We start from the raw sequence: 19,969 nt of genomic DNA on the forward strand, positions 1-19,969 counted from the left end.
GGAAACCCTCTGTTACTTGAAGTAGGCCATATCGCTGTATGCCATGGTAGGCACCAGGAAGTTTCGATCCAAAAAGCGGTTAAACGCTTCGCAGGAGGTTTCCGGCGCCAGTACACAGGCATGGCAGGCTGCACCATTTATAGTGGCATGCACATCGGGTTGGTGGTCTGCACACAGCGGGTCTGATGAACAGCGTTTAGCGTTTTCCAAGGCGTTGTGTATTAAATTCGGGAACCGCTCTTTGGTGCCAAGATCCACCAGGCCACCTAAACTGCCTTCGGAATCCGCACTGGCGGTGTACAACAGTATGCCGGCCATTTTGCGCTCAGGAGCGGTACTGCTGTAGATGCGTTCGCGTACCGACGATTCGGAATAGCCGCAATCCAATGCCAATTGGCGCATCAGCACATGGGCCAGGCTGTGCAGCAGCACGTAACGCGCACCGGGGAAGTCATCGGCATCCACACCGCGCTCAGCGGCCCACTCTTTGTATTTTTGTTCGATAGCGGCGGCGCGCTTTTGTACGGCAGGCTCCGCCTCCCAAGCGTTTAAAGCCTCTTCTTTTAACTCCAGGAAGATACCTTCACCGCGCACCTCGACGGCTGGCAACCAGTCCTGACGCTCTTTGTAGATGGGCGCTCGCGAGGCTCCCAAACCGTCATCATCCATGCCAGAAGCGTAATCGATGCGGGTAAAGCTGGTGAGTGCGCGCACTTCCAGAAGTTTGCGGGCCAGAACGATGCGATCGACTTTATCAGCGAGGAAGTCAGGCACTTCGCCGGCCTCTAGAAAGAAGTCGGACTGGTCACCTTGATTGCTGCCTTCGATATCTCGGAAGGCGTTCCACTCTGGCAAACGCAGGTCAATCTCATCGGTTTCTATTTCGCCACGCTCTTTTAACAGGGTCTGCCAAATATCTTCGGCTTTAAACTCTGCCAGCACCGGGAACATTTCCAATTCCAGCAGTGTTTGCAGTTTTTCCTGCGAATCGATCTTTTCCACCTGATGTTGGGGGCACTTCTTCAGTGCCTGGCCAATCGGGCTAGCGGCCTCTTTAATCGATAAAGCACTGCGTACCAAGGGGAACCATCCGTTTGTGGCACCGCGTTGAATCGCCCGTAGCTGACCCGCGTGTTTACACTCATGCGGATCTTTGTTTTTGATCCCCAGCCAAGGGCGCTTGCGAGTACATTCTCCCAACGCAAGGCTGCGGTTTTCACCAAAGGCATCGCTTACGCTGCGCTTGGCATCACAGGCGCAATAAATCCAAATATCAGACACCGATCCTGTCGTACCCGAGTAAACCAAACGCATACGCTTTTTACAGTTGGTGTCAGCATCTCGGTGTACATAGGCGCGCCAAGGGAAGTCATCAATATGCCCGCTCGGGCAGGCCACAACAAAAGGTGCGGGGATAGTGGGTGCGCGGAACTTGCCCCGGCCTTTGCAGTTGGGTGCCTTGCATTCCATTTCCTGGATTTTTTCGTTGTATTCAACCAGTTCTTCGCCTGGCTCAGAAAGGGTTGCACACTCAGGGTGCGTACAGACCTGATAGCGCGGAAATAGAAATGTCGGAACCGTTCCGCGCTTGGTGAAATAGTTGCCGCTGGCTGGCTCTGCCGAAAAGAAGCGCTTTACCTTTAAGGCGCGCTGCAAGCGAGGCTCGTGAATAACCAGATCTTCATCCACGTGCCAGCCATCAATACCCGCGACAATGACTGAGAGTGTTTGTAGATCGACAATCGCACCGGGACCAAACGTGGTGATTACCTGACTGGGACGAACGTCGCCAATTGCTCTTTTACTCGACATCCATGTTACTCCTCATCACTCAGATAAAATGCCGCTGTTGGCTCAACTTCCCGTAAGGAACCTGGGGTAGACCATTGGCCTTCGTTATCAGTGCCTGAGGTTTTCAGCAAAACCCGGGCATTGTTTGGTGGTCGCTCGCCGCTTTTTAGCCAGGAGTAACGCAGCAGATCATCTGCATAGTGCGCCCAATCATCTCGGCTGGACATCAGGCGATCGTTCACCAGTTTGGCGTTTTTCTTGCCTACTAAGTCTGCAGCACGCAGGGTGATGTCGGTGATCATTAGATCCGTAGCTGGTAATGCGGGGTCAAAATTTTGAGCTTGCACTTCCCTCGACATGTTTTGACCGCCCAAACGCTGCATCGCCGCAAAGGCGCCGCGCAGACCACGATCCAAGGCGCGAGATGAAAAAGGTGTGACGCTTATGGCTTCCACATAACGATAAAGCGCTGCATGGTAGCCTCGGAAGTGTTCGTAGTGAGAAAGATCACGCGCGCCAAGCCAGTTATACATGGTGATAACCAAACCTGGGTGTTTACGACCTACACGGCTGGTCGCCTGAATGTATTCAGCCGTTGCCTTGGGTTGACCAGTGACGACCATCAGGCCTAAGCGGTCAATGTCCACTCCCACCGATATCATATTGGTGGCCAATAACACATCGACTGGGTACTGCTTGCCTTGCTCGCGCGGAAACTTGTTATCCAATCGTTTTAACAAGCCGGGGATGCGCCAGGAATCCAAACGGCTGGTCAACTCATCAGGATCATTGATGTAGCGTTGTGGGAAGCCTCGCTGCTGGGACAAATAGCGTAGGCGCTTCTTGATGTCATCTTCCACCAGACGACGAGCGCCACCCAGTGCACGCAGACTATTAAAGTAACCGACAACCGTTGCATAAGGGTCTGCTGCTTCTGGGTCACGGGTAATTTCAGCTTCACCCGCTGCCAGCAATGCTGCATAAACACGTACCAACAAGGTTTTGGTGCTGGAGCCTGGCGCGTTTAAACCGACATAAAGGCGGCCGGCTGTTTTGTCGTCATCCTCTTTAATTTCCTGCTCTTTTGCAAAGAAGGAATCTTTGGATGACAAACCGCTGGGAGGAAAGATCGCTAGATCGCGGTTGTAGAGCTGACGAACTTGCTCGCGAGCTCGTCGGATAGTCGCTGTGGACGCGATGATTTTTGCCGGTATCGTTACTCCGATTTCAACCTCCACCCGAGTAAGAAAATCTACCGCAGTCTCATAAAGGCCGACCATGGTACCTAGTGGCCCAGAGATCAGGTGCAATTCGTCTTGGATAATCAATTCTGGCGGCACCAGCCGACGTGCTGGCTGATCGTCTTTCACGACACGCTGGCTTGGCTTTTCACCATGCCCAGGAGTTAGATGGCCGTAGGTTGGACTATATCTGTCGCGTAGGCCAAAGAGAGCCTGAGTTTCGCCCTTGAAAGGCATTCGGGCAAATTTGTCTACGGTTGCAATAACCAGTGAAGGGCACTCGCGATAGATTTCGTCATCGACGACGACAACTGGCAATCCTTGATCATTTGACTTACGTGCACAGAATTCGCACTTTGGATTGGGGCAGCGCACAAGTGTTCGTAGCCGCGCATTATCAAAGTCGTAGGTTTGATTTTCTGGCTTGCCTTGTGGGGTAACTAATGAGGTGCCGCAACGGGGGCAAGAAACCAACTGCACTGGGCTGCCATCGCGTGGCTTTTTGCCCTCGTCTAAATCTTCCAGTGCCTTTCCAGATGCCTTGGCATCATTAGGCGTTGTGGCTTTACCCACCCAAAGGCCTATTTTAAAGGGCTCTTGCCCCCACTTTCCAGGATTGCTCTTACGCACTAACTCACAAGCGCAGATCAGTGCGGTAGCTCGTTGAAACTGCTGAACTGTGAGAAGACGCAAGGTATAACGCATAATGATGGCGACGCCAGCACTGGAATCCAGGCCGTTAACATCGCCGCGCAGGCGCCGATAGGCCAATGTAAATGCCGCGAGCCCAAGATAAGCTTCAGTCTTACCACCACCTGTCGGGAACCAGAGTAGGTCAACGAGTCTGCGGTCGGCCGCGACTTTCTCTCCGGCTTTGGGTTTATTCACCATGCTGGCAATGTTGAGCAAGATGAAGCCCATCTGGAACGGGCGCCAAGTACGGTTCTGGGGCTTATCGAAGTCTGCCGGTGAGCCTGCGGTTTCGCCTTTGTCACGGTTTCGTCCTGCCCAAATCGCGTGAATACGCTGATCCCACATAACGTGATTGGAAAACAAAAATGCCTCAAACGCATTTTTCTCATCTCGAATTAACTCTAATCCTTCCCGCATTCTTCGGGCGGCGTTTTCGCAGCACTCAATAAGCACCTTAGACGTATCAATATTTTCTGATGTTGAGTTAAAGGGAGCGTTTTGTGTTTCCGCTTTTCTATCGGCCACCCATTGTTCGTACGCTAACAACAGCGGCTCGATAGCCTGGAATAAATCGTTGGGCGTTGCACATTTGCTTAGCTCCAACATATCCAGGTTAAGGCCGGAGATCGCGCCACTTTGGGCTATCAGGCTTGGCACTTCGAAGTTCGGAATGAAATCCGTGAATAATAGACTGGCGCGATCACGGGTGACGTTCAGGCCATCCCACCCTGCTGCGACCCCATGCCCAGTAGCGAATTCTTTAGCATCCCGGTAGAGCAGATTGGCTGTCGCAATTTCAGTGTCTTTGGATATGTCTTTATCGAAATCTTTAGCGATGAAGATCGGCCCTTTGTCAGCCCCAAACACTTGAAGTTTTGGTTGCATTAACCATTGTTGATCTTTTGCTTTGTCGGTATCGTCACCTTTAGGTCGGCGGTTTACCAGAAACAGACTGACAGCTTTGGCACCGTCGATATGGTGTACAACCCCCTCCAGATATACTTGGCCATCTCCGTCGCCATCTTCTCCTTGTCTCCTAAAGCCATCTGGAGTAATTGAAACTGACGCGGGCGCATTGGATTTTGATAGGGGAATCGGATTCAGTTTGCCAATCTTATCAACCGGTATACCCTCTACTAAAACGGACCGCTGATAGCGTTGCCAATAGGTGCCGACTTCAGATTCGTCTTTTTCGCGGCGATAGTCGCCCCAAGCAGCATTGGCATTGATGGTTTGAGTTTCCTGTGAAACCAGAAAGGACAGCCCCATAGATGAAGGGCTAAAGCCTACAATGAGCGGAGGTTGAGGTTCGTATTCTCCACCCTCATCATCGTCATTGCCCGCAGCTAGTTCGTCTTTCTCATAATCGGGAATTTCAGATTTAAGGGGGGCCAAACGACCTATGATATATCGAGTAGTCGGAAACTCATTGATTGCTTCATCTGTCGAGGTTGGCCCCATCAGCTCCCGCTGGAGAGCTTCTAAAATTCGTGAGCGCGACTCTCGCTTGCTGCTATCAGGCATTGGCTTGTTCCTTTTTTTCGCGTTTTTTTGCTCCTGGACCTTTCCCTATTCCTGGGTGGGAATTGTGAGCGCCACTTAACGACAAGTACTTTTTGGGCACTGCTTTTGGTTTTTCCGGTGGAGGGCAGTCCTTTCGTTTTTCAGGAATTAGTTTCAATTTTTTGCGAACGCGTTCATCAAAAAATTGACGCCGAATTTCCAAACCAAAAAACTCTCCAATTGCAGGGGGGACCGCATTACCAATCTGCATATGAGCAGCCCGTCGGTCACCAGCAAACTGGTAGTTATCTGGAAAGGTTTGCAGGCGGGCTAGTTCACGTATAGAAAGCAGTCGTCCCTTCCAGTGGAAAGGGCCTGTTGCTGGGCCAGGTTGGGCTTGAATAGTCCAGCTTGGTTTGTCTTTCGCGAGTTTAAGAAGAAATGACCAGAAACGGGTTCTCCAGCCGAATAAGGGAAGCCCACCCATTTTCTCGGTATGCCAGAGGTAGTTTTGGCCTTCAGGAATCGTGGGTAATAGCTCGGCCCACTTACCAGAGGGTTTAACATCATCCGGCCAAATATCGACATCCAAATCACCAATTGCATCCCATGCAGTTAGATGAGATTGCCCCTTACCGTCGGACTTTTTGGGGTCACAGTGTGTTGGCACTGGTAGGGTAAACTGAATCCCATCCCTACTCGCGATAATGAATACGCGTTCTCTTGACTGAGGAACACCATAGTCAGCTGCATTTAGGGCGACTATATGGGGCTGGTAGTGGGTTTTTTTATCCCGATTGATCTTGTTCAGCTCATTTACCAATAGCTGTAACCCTTCATCCTTATCGGAATAAGCAATTCCTTTGACGTTTTCTAGCAATATTACTTCTGGCTGTGCTTCGCGCACTATATCCAGATAGGCCTTCAGGGTTTTGGCTCTCGGATCCGTAAGTCGATCAGTGTCACCGGTGACCCAATATCCGGATTTGGAGAATGGCTGACAGGGTGGTCCGCCAGCAAGCAAGGTTAACTCTCCGGGCTTTAGCCCTGACTGCTTTAATAATTCGCTGGGTGTTAACGCATGAATGTCACCCGGTGAGGCGAGCTTCCATTTGGGGTGGTTTGAGGCAAGGGTTTGCTGTGCGGTGGGGTCGACTTCTACGCAGAGCATATTCGTAAATCCGGCGGCACTGAGCCCCAAGTCTAAGCCTCCTGCCCCACTGAAGAGAGAAATCATAGTCTTTTTATTACTCATGGAGGCTATCTCCTGACTGATATTCAAACAGATCCCCCACGGTCATGCCCAGAAAGCTAGAGAAAATATGCATCGTATCAAAATCCTACTCTGACAAATGTAAACGATCCACTGCCTGCATTTACCCCGGCCTGACTCATAGCGGTAAGGTCTTTCCTATACCCTTGCCCCGGCTGATTTGGGTCATCGTTTGGACCTTGTGTGGCTTCATCTACGGACTGTCTAGTCTTTAAATTCATCGCTCTATCGCACCACGTTGCGCTCACAAACCGGCCCCTCCGGGGTTTAGGGCTAAAAAAGGAGGCGACATCTATGCTGACAGCGGGGCGCAGCGATCGATCAGTCTTGGTTAGGATGGTTGGCTTGTTAGCTAGTTATTATTCTCCAGCGGCTAAGGCTTGCGTCCTGAACTGCCGATACTTTATCTGTATGCTGATAAATAAAACCGGCCAGTTTTTCCAGTTGTTTAGCTTTGACGCTTCCCGGTTCCCCCTCATTCAACCGCTTGGCAATTTGGTTCAGGTTTCGACCAATTGCCCGAAGCTGATAGTTTGAGTCCCACAAGGCCTTGGTGGTTTCCATCGTGAACTGCGGCTCGTGGGTCAAACTGGCCCGAACACAATTGATCACCCAGCGCTGAGGCGAACAACCTTCCGCTTCGGCTCGCGTCGTTATGCCTTGGTATTCGGTCGGAGTAAACCGAACCTCCAATCTTTCCTTCGGGCCGGTATCTGGCTTCCCCTTGATCTGTTTTGCCACCCACTTCTGAACTTCGGGAGGCATGTCATCCTGGATCAGGTATCGCATAAGCGCACGCAGGGTGGCTGCCGCTTTTTTGTCATTGCGTTCGCAATACGACATCCACTGTTCGCGCAGGTCAGCAGGTAGCCGCATGGTATATACATGACTACCCCGAGTCGCTCCAATCTTCGCTTCTCGTGGCATGGGTTTCTCCAAAGTCTGCGGGTCAGTCGTTCGATGTAGTGTAATACACTTTACCGGCGAAAGCCTATCCTGCATTAGTCCACACCCACCTACCATTTTTCGTCATGACGAAATTTCCATGGTCATGGTCAAAGTTTTGATTTGCAGTTAAGTAGGGCGACGAATGGTATCGGTCATGTTGGATGGTGCGCTGAAATTGTCTTGGCGTTATGCCGCGTGTTGTGTGGCACAAAGAACCGGCGATTCGCCTATCCTGCATTAGTCCACACCCACCTACAATTTTTTGTCATGACGAAACTTCCTTGGTCATGACCAAGATTTTGATTTGCCGTTAAGTAGGGCGCTGCATGATGTCGGTCATGTTTGATGATGCGCTGAAATTGTCTTGCGTCAGCGCTGAAATTGTCTTGGCCGTGATGCCCGCAGCGTTGTGCAGCAGATAGAACCGGCGACTCGCAACCATCCTGCGCTGGCTCATATTCCCCATTATCCTTTTGGTGTCGCCAGCAGCAAGGCTATAGGTTTGGCGTAACTGATAGGGTGCACGCCGCCCTTGGCCTGTCGGCCGTGGGGAAAGGCGCGTTCCGCGCTGATAGGCCGCTCTGACTTACAATAATAATAAGAAGAATAAGATTATTATTATTCTTATTGCCCAGTGTGGGGCTTTGGAAAGATGGCGACAAGTTCAGCTGTACCTGGAAGGTTCGCCGTCACCAAAAAGAAAGCCCCGCAGAAGCGGGGCCATGGTGTTAGTTTGAGATTTATCGTCTGCCTTGGGCTCTTTTCAAATTGGCCAGCACAGCATCACGGTATGCAGGTTGCCAGCCACCACCGGAGCCGCTACCGTCATCTGAGCCGCCATTCTCGACCTTGTTACCCCGCCGGAGTTTGTTAGCGACCCATTGCCCTGCGCCATATATGCCTTTCCCTGCTGCCAGGGAGCCTTTTCCGGCACCTTTAGCAATATCAGCGGTTTGTTTTACGCCACCGCTCAGGCTGCGTGCTGTCATGACGCCCATCGTGAGGCCACCGGCAAGCGCCGCTGCCATCGGCATGACGCCTTTAACCAAGGCGTACAGGATAGCGGCCACAATCAGAAGCTCCAGAGCGACGGCCAGCATGTTTTGGTCGCTATCCATCGCGACCTTTGATATCTGATGGTCGTACATGCTGACGCTCAAGGTCAACACCACTGCTGTCAGCGCAACAATGATTGTGTGATTTATGACGAAGCCGAACCATTGGTCAAAGAACCGTGCCGTGACGGGCCACATGAGCATCAAGATGAACAAGGGGCCGATCGCGAAAAGGATTTTCAGGTAGACGGTCGACAATAATATGGCAATGCCACCGAAGACCACGACCAGACCAAACCCTACGGCGATCAGTGCTGCGATCAGCCACCATCCGAAGATTGTCCCTATCTGCCGCCAACTGGCTTCACTGGCTTTTTCGCGAGCCTGGAGAATGAGTTCCAATCCTTTGCTCAGGCTGTTGTCCAATGTTTCATAAACGGTACCGCCGCCACCACCACCAAACGCCGATGTCAGCCCCTCTTCAACGCCTTGTAAGCCACTTACTACCCAATTCAGATAAATGTCCGCATTAAGCGCCAGAAGGCTGATGATGAGGACCTTTCCGGTCATGATAAACCCGCTTGAACCTGCATCCTGTATTCTTCCCATCATAGCATGTAGCCGTAGAGAACAAGAAAGAGGGTAAGGCCGCCAATGGCCCAGGGATGAATCGTTGCAATGGTGTCTGACACAACATCCGTCACGAAGGTGGCTGTAGCATTATCCAGCGTGGCACCGATTCCCTGGAATACAGTGGTTTTTGCTGTCATGGCCGCTACTTCCCAAGCTTGATATCGGACATGGGCTGCACGTCGAGACCGCCGCGTTTAGACGTATCAGCGAGGCGTTCCGCTTGTTCTGCATTGATACAATTTGGCGTGTCAGCGAGTTCACCAGGGTTGGCCCGGCACTGCGCCAAACGCTCAGTACGCTCAACAGTGTTTTCTTTGTACCAGTCAACGGACTGAACGACTTCGGCCTGTTCCTGTTTGCAGCCTGCCAATGTAGAAGCGATGACCAAAGGAAGAATGATTCTCTTCATTTCCGCACCTCCAAAGCATCGGAATCCATGACAAATCCTTTGCCTTTCATAGCGCGGGAAACTTCGACCGCATCCAAAATATGGAACGCAACCAGGGTACGGACGGCACTTTCACGCATTCCACCCCATGACGGGCCAACGTCAAAGCGCCGCCCGGCGTTTTTCCACGACAACCCCATGCAGGTGAGACAGCAGGCCGTCGCCATGAGGACGTATCCCCAATCAGCCAAAGGTTCGTCATGGAAGAACAGCGGCAGACGGAAGCCCCAGCCTAGAGCGGCAAAATAGAGGGTGGTAAAAGCGGCGAAGATGATTACCCCATCGAGGGCCATCATGTGCGGTGCAAGGCGCATCAGCTCTTTCGCTTGGCCGAGCTGGTGAACGCAACTCCAAAACCGATAGAGACCAATGCTTATGAGCGTTACAGGAACAAGCGTAAAAACAAAAAAAGCATTCATGGCGGCCTCCTTAGCGACGAAGTGAAAAGTTCATGGGCTCGACGTTGAGGCCGCCGCGCTTGGCCGCTTCCTCCATAGCCATTTCCTGTTCGCGCTGTTCTTGAATCCGGTTTTCGGCTTCGGCCACCATCGCGTACATTTGTAATTTCGTTTGTTCATTGGCAATCATCGCTTGCTCAGCCGCTATACGGCCTTGTAGTTCAGCAATGTCTTTCGGGTCTTGGGTGGTGTTGATGCGGCCCATCAACTGGTCAATCTGGTTCAGGCGGTCGCGGGCGGCATCGTAGGCGTCCAGGGCGAAGGCTTTGTCCTGGGCACCTTTCACTGCCCGCGCTTCACAGGCCAGCCGCTGGGTATTGATCTGAATATGGGCGCAGCCGTCAAAAACCTGATTCTCGTTGTAGATTTCAGCGGCACGACCAGACAGCCCGGCATAGCCACCATTCCGAACAGTGTCATAAACGTCCTGCCATTCAGTGGGCAGGTATTCGCGGTAACGGGGGTCATTCAGAACGGTGCCAAGGCCGCGACCACCTGTAAGGGCCTTGTATTCGCGCTCCATGCCATCGATCTGCTCAACCATCTGGTCGTATTGCATTTTCCACTTTGCAATCGTCTCAATCTGGTTGGTGACTTGCTGAGCAATAGAAGCGCCGTCAGTGACGGGAATTTGTGCATTGGCCTCATGGTTGCCGAAGAGCATCCAAGCGGATACACCGGCCACGGCCAGAATTTTGATAGTAGACATGGTTACCACTCCTTGTTGAATCAGGAGGGCATCGGGCTGGCGTAAAGCCAAGGCCATTCAGTTGTTAGCTGTCTTGGTTCCCATACAGAACCGTACCTTGAAGGCGATTAAACAACGCGTCTTTCCGTGTGGTCATGCTGTCTGTTCCAGCAAGTCATACCGGGCGCAGCGCGGAGCCGGTCAAGCAGATGGGCGACACCCATTCAAAAAAGCACTGGCAAGACAATTTCAGCGTTACCAGTTGCTGCGTTCGATTATAAATATTTCGCTCAAATACGGAACATTAACAAGCTCGTCGAGTGCCTGATCTACCGTTCGGAACCAGACGGGATCACCCTGATCATCAACAACTTGCCGTACATCCTCGGCGTTCTCTACCCACAGTGCGTAGCCTCTGATGCGATTGGCTTTCAGTGTGACCTGCACGTTGCCCGTTCTCTCCAGACTGTCGCAGTAGCCATCAAGGTCACGGTAACGAATCGTATGCTGCACAATGGAGCGCCTTGTAATCTTTTTCAGTCAATTGCGTCGAAGACGCCTTTCCCCCAGGGCCGCAGGGCCGGGGCGGTGTGTGCTGTTTGGGTCGTGCTGGTTTTATTATTTATTGGTATTACTCCTACTGGTCTTACTCTTACTGGTATATGCACCCGTTTGCCATGCAGTGGCGGAACCATTGATGGTTAAACCATTGTATGGTTTTCGGGTGTATGGTTGCCGGACGATGGTGGTTCAGGGGTGTCGGTAACGAAGTGTGCCCATGCGATTTTTCCTGCTTCTGTGTGGGTGCGTTCCTGATGGAAATAACCGGCTGCCTTCATCTCCTTCCGTGCTGAGTTCCACTGTTGATTGCTCAAGCTAAAGAGCTTGCGGATGTACCAAATCCGAATCTCAAAGTCGGGGCTTCTGCCGAGCATCCAGGACAGGACAACTCGCGTTCTCCAGCTTAACCGTTCATCCAGCAGAATATCGTCGTACACCATTGAGTAGGCGCGGCGCTTAATCTTGATGGTCTGGCTCATACGATAGCTCCGCCATCCAAAGCCAAAGCCTCCTTGACCTGGAGAGTGCGGAAATAAACGCGGCGGCCTATCCGCAGCATGGTTGGCTTGAGCTTTCTGGAGACATCCGTATCTGAGTACAGGGCGACACGAATGCCTTCTGGTGAGCGATCCAGTAAGGCCGCTATGTCCGTCATGCTCATTAGCGGGCCATATTGTTTGAGTAAGTATTCTTCCGTCGTCATTAATACATCCACCGTGTTTCAAGTAGTTGAACGTATTTTTGGACGGAATAGGCAGGGGGTCAAATTTAAGCCTTTGATTTAAAAGGCCAAAATACACTCTTCGCAGATACCAAGAGCTATGCTTGGCGAGTACCAATATATAGTGTCTTGGTTTCCATAAAATATTTCTGCAAAAAATAGGCTTGAATAACAATAGGTTGTGATGGCTATCGTTATTTGGTTATTGATAGAAATAAATCATCATTAGGGGCGTGATTTTTCCAGCTTGTCGAGCTTTTCCACCAGGTCTTCCGCTCGAAGATGGGTGTAACGCTTGAGCATTTGCATGGATTTATGTCCGCTTATGGCTGAAACCTCTTGGTCGGATAGCCCGGCCTCGACCAGTCTGCTGACGGCTTCGTGTCGTAAGTCGTGAAAACGAAAATCCAGTATGCCTGTGTTCTTTTTGATGCGAGTCCAAACAGGGTTGAACTGATAGGCGCGTCGTTTGCCATCTTTTCCGGGCTCGCCAAAGAAAACGAGGTCGGTGTCGATAGGGCGAATCGGATTAGCCAGAGCTTGGCGGAATAGCCGCGTTGCCTCGTTCGTCAGTGGAACTGTGCGCGAAGTGGTGTTCTTGGTCTCACGCAGCCTCACCACGCGTCAATCAAGGTCTATCTGGCTTCTGCGTAGGGTTGCGATCTCTGAGGACCGCATGCCAGTTTCCAGGACGATACGCACAATCCACCCCAGCATGGGGTTGGAGTGAGCATCAACGGCTGCCAGAAGACGTTTCTGCTCTTCCGGGGTAAGTCGCCGGTCACGACCTGGGCCTGGGGCAGGGCGACGGATGTTTTGGACGGGATTGTGGGTCAGTCCTATGCCCCATTCCTTGATGGCGATGTTGAACATGTGGCCCAGCAGGGCAAGGTCGAGCCGAACGGTATTTGGGGATCTTGGCCTGGGGTCTGGTTGACCTCTGGCGTCTTTGCGATCCAGCCCCGCGAGGCGGTCATCACGGTACTGGGCGATGATCTCCGAGCTGAGCGCGGCGAGAGAGTATTTTCCCAGGTGCTGGATCAGTGGTTTGGCGTGGCGGGCCTCACTTGCGGCAGAGGTAGGACGCTTGGTTGGTGAGATTTCCGCAAGGTAGCGCTTCAGCGCTGCTTCAACGGTCAGGCGTTCGGAGCTTGCCCGTTGGATATAGATGCCGCGCACCATTTCGTCTTCTGTGCGGCGTGCCCAGTCTTCGGCGTCGCGTTTGGTGCGAAAGGTTTTTATGGTGGTCGGCCATCCAGACTTGCGGATAACGGCCTTCCAGGTGCGTGAAGGGGTCTTCGTAATTGTAGCCATCGGTCACTCCTGAACAGGGCTCGTGCATTGCCACTGTACCGAAACTGTACCGAAACGCTAATTTAAGGAAAGTTGGTGGGCCCAGCTGGACTTGAACCAGCGACCAACGGATTATGAGTCAGTTTTACAGAACTGCATTGGTAAAGCTTTATCATATCAATCAATAAGTTAGGGTCATAAAGAGCAGCTATGACTCTGCTATTCAGAGCTACCCTGTTGACACTTCGTTGACATCAAAAGAGTAAAAACTCACATTAAAAAATGTGAGCTTTTAATGTCATCGCCATATGTAAGCAGGTCCTCACCTATAGCTGCCACTATATTGAAATCATTTAAGATCTACCTGCTTATACAGCTGACTAAATTCATACTCTAGTTTTTTTAGATCAGCGTAGGACCTGGCTGCCCAGGGCTTATAGCGTGAGTCTAAAAAACCAGCCTCACCTAATAATCCTGATAGCTTTCTTTGTAGTGTTCTTTTTTTTGTTATTTCTTCTTGAGGTACATTGCTAATGATTTTCTCAATTGCCCTTGCTTTTTTGAATCTGCTGTGAGGGACACTGATTTTATTATTTTTAATAGCCACACCTGTAACGTGCTTTGTGTCATTTTCCCGGAAAATCTTCGTTTTCTCTATTGCAATAGTATGTCCATATGAATAAACAATTTCCTCTACCTTCCTAATAATATCTTTCGGAAGAGTTTCGCCCGAGAAAGTTATATCATCAACATAGCATGTAAATATTAGCGAGTTATCATTGCTATAACCTTGCAATTTATCAAACATAGGCTTGTTGGCATACAGCGATAATATTGGGCTCAGTGGACTGCCTGTTGGCAAACCGACAGAACTACCGGTTTTAGAAGCACCAAAAAAGCAACAAAGCTTCGTAAGAACATCAGCAACGTCCGGAGCGCAGCAAAGTTGATCTGCAAAGAAATTTCGGACCAAAGATTGTCTTGTTGATGGATAAAATTTCCGTACATCCAGCGTAGCGAGGCACCTCGAAGAAATATGTTCGCTTGCATTAGATCGATACGAACGACCTTTTATCGCAGCATGGCCATACTTAGGGGCTTCAATGCGGGATATGAGTTTTTGTAGTCGAGCATGAACCGCCTTTAAGAGCTTTTTAGGCTCCTGGACTACTCGCGCATTCCTAGTCTTGCCAGTGAATTCACATTGCTCAAAAGGGAGCTCGAATATACGATAATTGTTTTTACTCTTTGCAAGACTCATCAAGCTATTCAAGGGGATATTTAATATATCCGCCAATTTTTTCTTTGAGCTAATCTTGTAAAGTACGCATTGATCTATGCTATAAGATTTTTGTTTTTTCATAAAAAGCATGATCTAAAATTAAGGCCTTATCTTTTGCTGTCAACCCATTTAAGCAAAGATAAAACTTTTTTAGCGACATTAACACGTAATCGATCTGCTTTCTTGCTTTTATCTAATGCCTCAGAAAAAAACAATAAAGAAGATACTGGCAAATTAAATCGGTGGCTATATTTATTCAGCAAATCAAGAGAAGGGGTTTTTTTTCCTGCTTCGATCTCTGATAAATATGAATTTGACACCCCAAGCTCTAAGCCTAATTGACTTTGAGTGAGGTCGTGATATGTGCGTATGAGGCGTAAGGCTTCATTTAGCATAGATGATCCATAATAATAGTGGCGGGGTAAGCCCCAGTGGAATTGTAGATTGTGGATAGTGTACTCAAGGGGTTACTCCCACCAGCTCAAGAATTTTTCAATCCAAGACTGAATGGCGGGCCACCACTTAATCAACTTAAACACAAACCTACCAACAGCCCCAAAAAAGGCTCGTTTTTTTCCAGCTTTAGGCGGATGCAACTCCGCGGTTTTTTTCTCATTTAACATGAAATATCTCCTATAAGGCGACCCAAAATTAGGTCTCTCGCGTGCCTTAGGCGTGTTAAATGACGGAGTTGAGTTGCATCATGTCCCCCTACCATATCATCCGTTCTCACATCTCGTTGAGAACGGCTTATCCCCTGGAGAGCTGCGTGTCACGCGTCGCTGACTACATCACTGTAGCAGGGCGCAGACCGAGACCTGGCAAGAGAAAGGGTAGAGACGAATCTCCGCGAGGCCGAAGCCCCCACTACTGCGAGTAGTATCTCCTTTACCGCTAACTTGAATATTAGTCTGACTTGGCTTTGGCAGTCAAGGATTATTCGCTCTTAGCGAATAAATTTCTCCAAAGATGGGCACAAACAGATAGTGCAAAAACTAAGCCAAAACTCTGGAGACTTAATTAACACCTATAAGCCCATGACACCTCAATTACTTCATATCAACTCGCGACCGACTCGAGGGGCATCGATCCACACTCTATCTTCCTGGTCTTGTGTGTAGTCAGAAGCGACTAACAACTGCTCTATGTTGTAGCGATGATTGTGAACTACCCATGAAGTTTTTTCCGAATTTTCTACATCGGCAGGCTTTTTCGATGGTGAAGAGCGCGTTTTATTAATTATCTTCTCGGAGCCTGCCTCTAAAGCAGCCTGGTGATTTTTCTTTATGCACATATACCGCCTCAGCCTTTAAATCAAATGTCTTAACAACTCCACGCACCGGGCTTACATAGTTTCGCCTGGAACGCGTTGCACTTGAAGCACTAACAAAATCTCGCTGCTGGACTGTTCGTATCCAGTGGTGTGCAGAAAACGGGGTAGAAAACTCAAACCGTCTCGTGTATTAGTATCCTTACTTTCAGTCAAGCCGCCGAGCACGATCACATCGCCATCCTGCATGCCAACCTTCGTTTTCAGCTCCCGTTTGGTCAGCGTGGGTGAGTTATTCACTCCAGTGGTAGTCTTCACGAAGTTGGAGAGCTGCTGCGTGATGTCCAGGTCGATGATGCTTTCCTTCACCACAGGCCGAATGTCAAAGATGACGCCAGAGCTGCGATACTCCACTGATTGTACGGCTTGGCCCGCACCTTGTGGATACGATAGTGCACCCAGAACCGGCACATCCTGGCCTACAGAGAAGATACCTTGTGAGCCTGATTGAATACGCAATGCTGGAGATGACACCACCTTAAAGCGGCTGTCGCTCGAAAGCATGGAATAGACAGTATCCAGGCTGGTGTTCTTGATCTGAATAAAGTTGCCCAGGTTCGTGGCTGTGGAGCCAATGCCAATGCCTACATGGCCACCCAGCAGGTTTGCCAACAGGCCAAAGGCTGAACCCTGACGGTCGGTATTGCTGACTTCATAGACGAGCCCACGCACGGCCACTTCACCAATACGTCTGTCCACTTGTGGCAACAGCTCACGCAGGCGTTCGACTTCTTCCTCTGCTCCTGCAAATACCAACACATCGGAAGACTGGTCGATAAGCGAGGCAGCTGAGGAAATCGGTACCTCTCCTTTAGGGCTGGCTTCTGGTGTGGCTCTGACGCTGCGGTTGGTGACAAATGATCCTTTGAAAAGTGGTGCCAACGTGCGCGACAGGTACAACACTTCACGGTACTGCGGTTGGTAGATGTAGATGTGCTCGGCCTGGATCGGCGGCTCACCCTCAACACGCTTGCGCACAAAGTCCACGCCTGACTTACGCTCCACCGTGTAGCCCAAACCGTATAAGAAGTTATGCATGAATGACGAAAACTTGACTTGATTGTCTTTGTAGCGAAAGGACACCAGCCGTTCGTCTTCTAGCACATCCGGAGCCAGGACATAAGGTGTAGTTGTGGCCTCCCGATAGATGAGCTGCACGACTTCAGAAATGCTTGCCCCTTGTAGGTCAAAATTGACACCCCTAGCGTGGGTCGTGCAAGCCACGGCTAATAACAGCAAGGATGCCAGGATACGCAGTTTCATTTATTGGCCTTTAGATGTGGGTTTACTGCCGCTCCAGGCGGTGATACGTTCGCCATCGACCTCGCCGATCATGATGGCGCCGCTGTTCTGAAAGTTAGAAGGATGTTCAAGCCGCATACGGCCATCGGTGGACTGAATGACGGCGTAGGCGGTCTTGCCTGCTTGCATCGTGCCAACCAGCCGCCAGGACGTGGACATGGCCTGCCGGGGTTGGGTGCGTACTGCCGGTGCGGATGCGGGCAACGCTGAATTTGTCTTGGAAGCGTCGTAACCTGTTGATGTAGCTGAATTATCGGTTTCTGGTTCACTGCCGAAGAAACTCATCAAAGTGTACACGCTGATACTAAACAGGCCGATGACCAAGACGGCCAGAATCCAGAGCTTGGGGCTTTTGAGGACGTTCTGACGGTCATCGACTTGCAGTTCCTTGCCCGCGCCGCCGATGTAGCTACTGTAGAGCGGGAAGATTTGGGGGTCATACCGCTTGTTCTCGACCGCCACACGGCCTTTCTGCGTGAGCTTGTAGCCTTCCCACATTTCGACGCGGTAGGTCTTGTTAAGGCCGAGCGTCTTGATCTTGGTGGTTTTGAAGGTAACTTCCACCACGACCTTGAGGATGCGGTGCAGGTCAGAAATATCCTGCACCATCAGCACCAGATCGCAGCACACCTTGGTATCGGAATGGACGAAGTGACGATGCTCACGGAAGAACACCTTGTGTTCGGCCAGCAGCTTGCAGTCTGTCCCCCAGAAGCGCCATGCCTCATCAATGCAAATAAGGTCACCGGGTTGGCAGAAGGTATCGACGCTCTCGCCGTAGGGCAGAAAATCAGCCTTGTTCACGTCCTCGTTCTTGCAATGCACGACCAATCCTAGACGCTCCTGTGCAATACCGTATTTGTCCTCGCAATAGGCGCGAATCGCGTCACTGTCGATGCCATCCACATTCGTGACCACTCGACGACCTGATTTAACTGCTGTCACGATGACCGAGGACACGCATTCGTAGCTTTTGCCTGATCCCATCAGGCCTGTGTAAGCGTTGATAGGCATGACTTATCCGATGACCGGCATACGCCGGATGATGAAGCGGGTGGCGTAGGCTGATACCACCATTGCGATGCCAGCCTGAATCTGGAACACGTCCAGGAAGTACCAAGTAGCAGCACCAATGTCGGATAGTGCATCATCGACGGCCCCGGTTCCAGGCAGCAGCTGCACGATGAAACCGACGAACTCCGAGGTAATGAAATACAGCGCGAAGAACAGGACAAACTTGACCAGGATGGAACGGAAAACCCAGGCCAGGACACTGTTCAGCGCGGAGAGCAGAATTCCGAACATAGCAACCTCACGCGGACAGGATGATGAACAGCGCGATCAGCGCCCAAGCCAGCAACATCGCGGCCTGAATGACGGATTTGTTGTCATCGATCAGAGTGCAATGTGCATCGAGCACATGGATGCCGTACAGCTCGATGGTCGGGCGTGGGCATTCGCCTGTATGCGAAGATGGCTTGTAGCCACTCAAGTTTGGCAGCATGTCCAGAATCGGTTGTGCGATCTGCTGTGCGGTGGGAATGGTCTCGAACGTCGGAGCTCCAATGCCAGGATCAGGCCCTAGGTTTTGCAAGGGTTGGTTAATGGCTGGATTAGTGGTTCCAGTATTTGGCGCAGCTGGGCTGAGATTAGGTGCCGTTGGGTTGGACGGGAGTGCCCAAGGATTAGTATTGGGATTTGTAGAAGGATTCGGAGCCACAAAGTCACGCACAGTCGGCGCGAATTCAGGATTGGCCTGCGTCCAAGTAGAAACCTCTGTTTGTGTAATTGGGTCTGCTTGCGGATATGGCAAACCGTCATAGTTAGGCTGTGATGCGCCGTGTTGCCATGCACGATTGACTAACGCAGCCAAGATAGCTGGATTTACCGGTTTATTTAGATCCTCTTCCGGCATTGCTTCAATAGCTCGTTGTGGAGAGACCTCTTCTAGGTACTCTCCTTCGTCTGCAGCATAAGGAATACAACCAATGCCATCTAGAAAGAAGTGTCCTCGAACGCAAGATGAAGGTGCACCGCTATTGTAATAAAGCGCTTGTCGGCTTAGAAAGCTGCCAATGGCATCAGGTTCGGTTGCGGTGCAGATGGCAATGCTGGCATTACTTGAGCAGCTCGGAGCTGCGGTTACGCCGTACTGTGTAGCGAATTCGCCATAACTTTGTCGCGCCACTGCAATACCGTTGCCACCATAAATCGTGCCACGTGGTGATCCGGCAGACCAGTAGGCTCCTCCCAGGCTGATGGTCGACTCCTCACTATTTATGGGGGCACTACTCACGTCGACAGAGTCTTCATTGAAGAGCCAACTCACAAGGCCATCAATAGCAAGTGTGACCGCGTAGGAGACAACAGCGCCAACACCGGCAGCTAAAGCTACCGTAGCCCAGGCTGGTGCCGTAATAGCCCCAACAGTAACGGCTGCTGCTGTAGTGCCAGCAATGCCAGATACAGCAGGCGAGACACGGGCCAAGGTATTTCCGAAACGATGGTCATTGGCTGCGAACCCACGTTTCTGCATACCTTGTTGCAAAACCCCGGACAGTAGCCGATTCACATTCTCAGGCTTTGCAACGGGCAGAGCCTGAGCATACACAGTTGTGGTTTGGCACAGCATGACAAGGACTCCAAGCCACAACCATTTTTTAGCCGCTAAAAAAAAGGTTATCCAAAGGTGTGAAATTTGCATAGCTATTCCAACCCTTTAATCAATGCCCAGGCACACGCGATGCCC

20 protein-coding genes and 1 pseudogene are annotated in these 19,969 nt (G+C 50.9%); all 21 read right to left on the reverse strand.

What is annotated here, in order from left to right; genetic code table 11:
- Nucleotides 1–12 precede the first annotated feature (12 nt).
- The 21 genes and pseudogenes from drmB to NIZ92_RS07285 all read right to left on the reverse strand — a co-directional run bounded on the left by drmB (nt 13) and on the right by NIZ92_RS07285 (nt 19,924).
- Nucleotides 13–1,812 carry a DUF1998 domain-containing protein gene (gene drmB, locus NIZ92_RS07185; protein WP_254002965.1) on the reverse strand — a complete coding sequence of 600 codons (1,800 nt, stop codon included), beginning with the start codon at nt 1,810–1,812 and terminating at the stop codon, nt 13–15.
- A 5-nt stretch (nt 1,813–1,817) separates the two neighbouring features.
- Nucleotides 1,818–5,249, reverse strand: a complete 3,432-nt coding sequence (gene drmA, locus NIZ92_RS07190) for a DISARM system helicase DrmA (RefSeq protein ID WP_254002966.1) — start codon at nt 5,247–5,249, stop codon at nt 1,818–1,820.
- Nucleotides 5,242–6,483, reverse strand: a complete 1,242-nt coding sequence (locus NIZ92_RS07195; protein ID WP_254002967.1) for a DNA cytosine methyltransferase — start codon at nt 6,481–6,483, stop codon at nt 5,242–5,244. The genes drmA and NIZ92_RS07195 overlap by 8 nt, the downstream gene beginning before the upstream one ends.
- A gap of 366 nt (nt 6,484–6,849) precedes the next feature.
- Nucleotides 6,850–7,428: a plasmid mobilization relaxosome protein MobC gene (gene mobC, locus NIZ92_RS07200; RefSeq protein WP_254002968.1), complete on the reverse strand. Its 579-nt coding sequence runs from the start codon at nt 7,426–7,428 to the stop codon at nt 6,850–6,852.
- 331 nt (nt 7,429–7,759) lie between these two features.
- Nucleotides 7,760–7,906 (reverse strand): hypothetical protein, encoded by a 147-nt coding sequence (locus NIZ92_RS07205; RefSeq protein WP_254002969.1) that lies wholly within the window; start codon nt 7,904–7,906, stop codon nt 7,760–7,762.
- A 283-nt stretch (nt 7,907–8,189) separates the two neighbouring features.
- Nucleotides 8,190–9,074, reverse strand: coding sequence for a type IV secretion system protein (locus NIZ92_RS07210; RefSeq protein ID WP_254002970.1), 885 nt, complete (start codon nt 9,072–9,074; stop codon nt 8,190–8,192).
- Between the two features lie 38 nt (nt 9,075–9,112).
- Nucleotides 9,113–9,274, reverse strand: coding sequence for a hypothetical protein (locus NIZ92_RS07215; protein ID WP_254002971.1), 162 nt, complete (start codon nt 9,272–9,274; stop codon nt 9,113–9,115).
- A 5-nt stretch (nt 9,275–9,279) separates the two neighbouring features.
- The gene (locus NIZ92_RS07220) at nt 9,280–9,546 is read right to left on the reverse strand and encodes an EexN family lipoprotein (protein ID WP_254002972.1); all 267 of its coding nucleotides are present in this window, start codon (nt 9,544–9,546) and stop codon (nt 9,280–9,282) included.
- Nucleotides 9,543–10,004, reverse strand: a complete 462-nt coding sequence (locus tag NIZ92_RS07225) for a hypothetical protein (RefSeq protein WP_254002973.1) — start codon at nt 10,002–10,004, stop codon at nt 9,543–9,545. The genes NIZ92_RS07220 and NIZ92_RS07225 overlap by 4 nt, the downstream gene beginning before the upstream one ends.
- A 10-nt stretch (nt 10,005–10,014) precedes the next feature.
- The gene (gene virB5, locus NIZ92_RS07230; RefSeq protein ID WP_254002974.1) at nt 10,015–10,752 is read right to left on the reverse strand and encodes a P-type DNA transfer protein VirB5; all 738 of its coding nucleotides are present in this window, start codon (nt 10,750–10,752) and stop codon (nt 10,015–10,017) included.
- Nucleotides 10,753–10,986: 234 nt separating this feature from the next.
- Complete coding sequence (locus NIZ92_RS07235) at nt 10,987–11,244, reverse strand: hypothetical protein (protein WP_220463773.1); 258 nt, start codon at nt 11,242–11,244, stop codon at nt 10,987–10,989.
- A gap of 188 nt (nt 11,245–11,432) precedes the next feature.
- On the reverse strand, nt 11,433–11,771 hold the full coding sequence (locus NIZ92_RS07240; RefSeq protein WP_254002975.1) for a hypothetical protein: 339 nt from the start codon (nt 11,769–11,771) through the stop codon (nt 11,433–11,435).
- Nucleotides 11,768–11,995 (reverse strand): plasmid-related protein, encoded by a 228-nt coding sequence (locus NIZ92_RS07245; protein WP_254002976.1) that lies wholly within the window; start codon nt 11,993–11,995, stop codon nt 11,768–11,770. Before NIZ92_RS07245 ends, NIZ92_RS07240 begins: the two co-directional genes overlap by 4 nt.
- Before the next feature lie 243 nt (nt 11,996–12,238).
- Nucleotides 12,239–13,327: pseudogene (locus tag NIZ92_RS07250) on the reverse strand (site-specific integrase).
- Between the two features lie 328 nt (nt 13,328–13,655).
- Nucleotides 13,656–14,669 carry a reverse transcriptase family protein gene (locus tag NIZ92_RS07255; protein ID WP_254002977.1) on the reverse strand — a complete coding sequence of 338 codons (1,014 nt, stop codon included), beginning with the start codon at nt 14,667–14,669 and terminating at the stop codon, nt 13,656–13,658.
- A gap of 26 nt (nt 14,670–14,695) precedes the next feature.
- Complete coding sequence (locus NIZ92_RS07260) at nt 14,696–14,983, reverse strand: helix-turn-helix transcriptional regulator (protein ID WP_254002978.1); 288 nt, start codon at nt 14,981–14,983, stop codon at nt 14,696–14,698.
- A 72-nt stretch (nt 14,984–15,055) separates the two neighbouring features.
- The gene (locus NIZ92_RS07265; RefSeq protein ID WP_254002979.1) at nt 15,056–15,211 is read right to left on the reverse strand and encodes a hypothetical protein; all 156 of its coding nucleotides are present in this window, start codon (nt 15,209–15,211) and stop codon (nt 15,056–15,058) included.
- 722 nt (nt 15,212–15,933) lie between these two features.
- Nucleotides 15,934–17,181, reverse strand: a complete 1,248-nt coding sequence (locus tag NIZ92_RS07270) for a type II secretion system protein GspD (protein WP_254002980.1) — start codon at nt 17,179–17,181, stop codon at nt 15,934–15,936.
- Nucleotides 17,182–18,234 carry a zonular occludens toxin domain-containing protein gene (locus NIZ92_RS07275; protein WP_254002981.1) on the reverse strand — a complete coding sequence of 351 codons (1,053 nt, stop codon included), beginning with the start codon at nt 18,232–18,234 and terminating at the stop codon, nt 17,182–17,184. It abuts the gene before it with no gap.
- Nucleotides 18,235–18,237: 3 nt separating this feature from the next.
- Nucleotides 18,238–18,525, reverse strand: a complete 288-nt coding sequence (locus NIZ92_RS07280) for a DUF2523 family protein (RefSeq protein WP_254002982.1) — start codon at nt 18,523–18,525, stop codon at nt 18,238–18,240.
- Nucleotides 18,526–18,532: 7 nt separating this feature from the next.
- Nucleotides 18,533–19,924 carry a hypothetical protein gene (locus NIZ92_RS07285; protein ID WP_254002983.1) on the reverse strand — a complete coding sequence of 464 codons (1,392 nt, stop codon included), beginning with the start codon at nt 19,922–19,924 and terminating at the stop codon, nt 18,533–18,535.
- Nucleotides 19,925–19,969: the final 45 nt, after the last annotated feature.

The organism is Alcaligenes sp. 1735tsa3, from assembly GCF_024134565.1.
In the GTDB taxonomy this organism is placed as follows: Bacteria; Pseudomonadota; Gammaproteobacteria; order Burkholderiales; family Burkholderiaceae_B; genus Alcaligenes; species Alcaligenes phenolicus.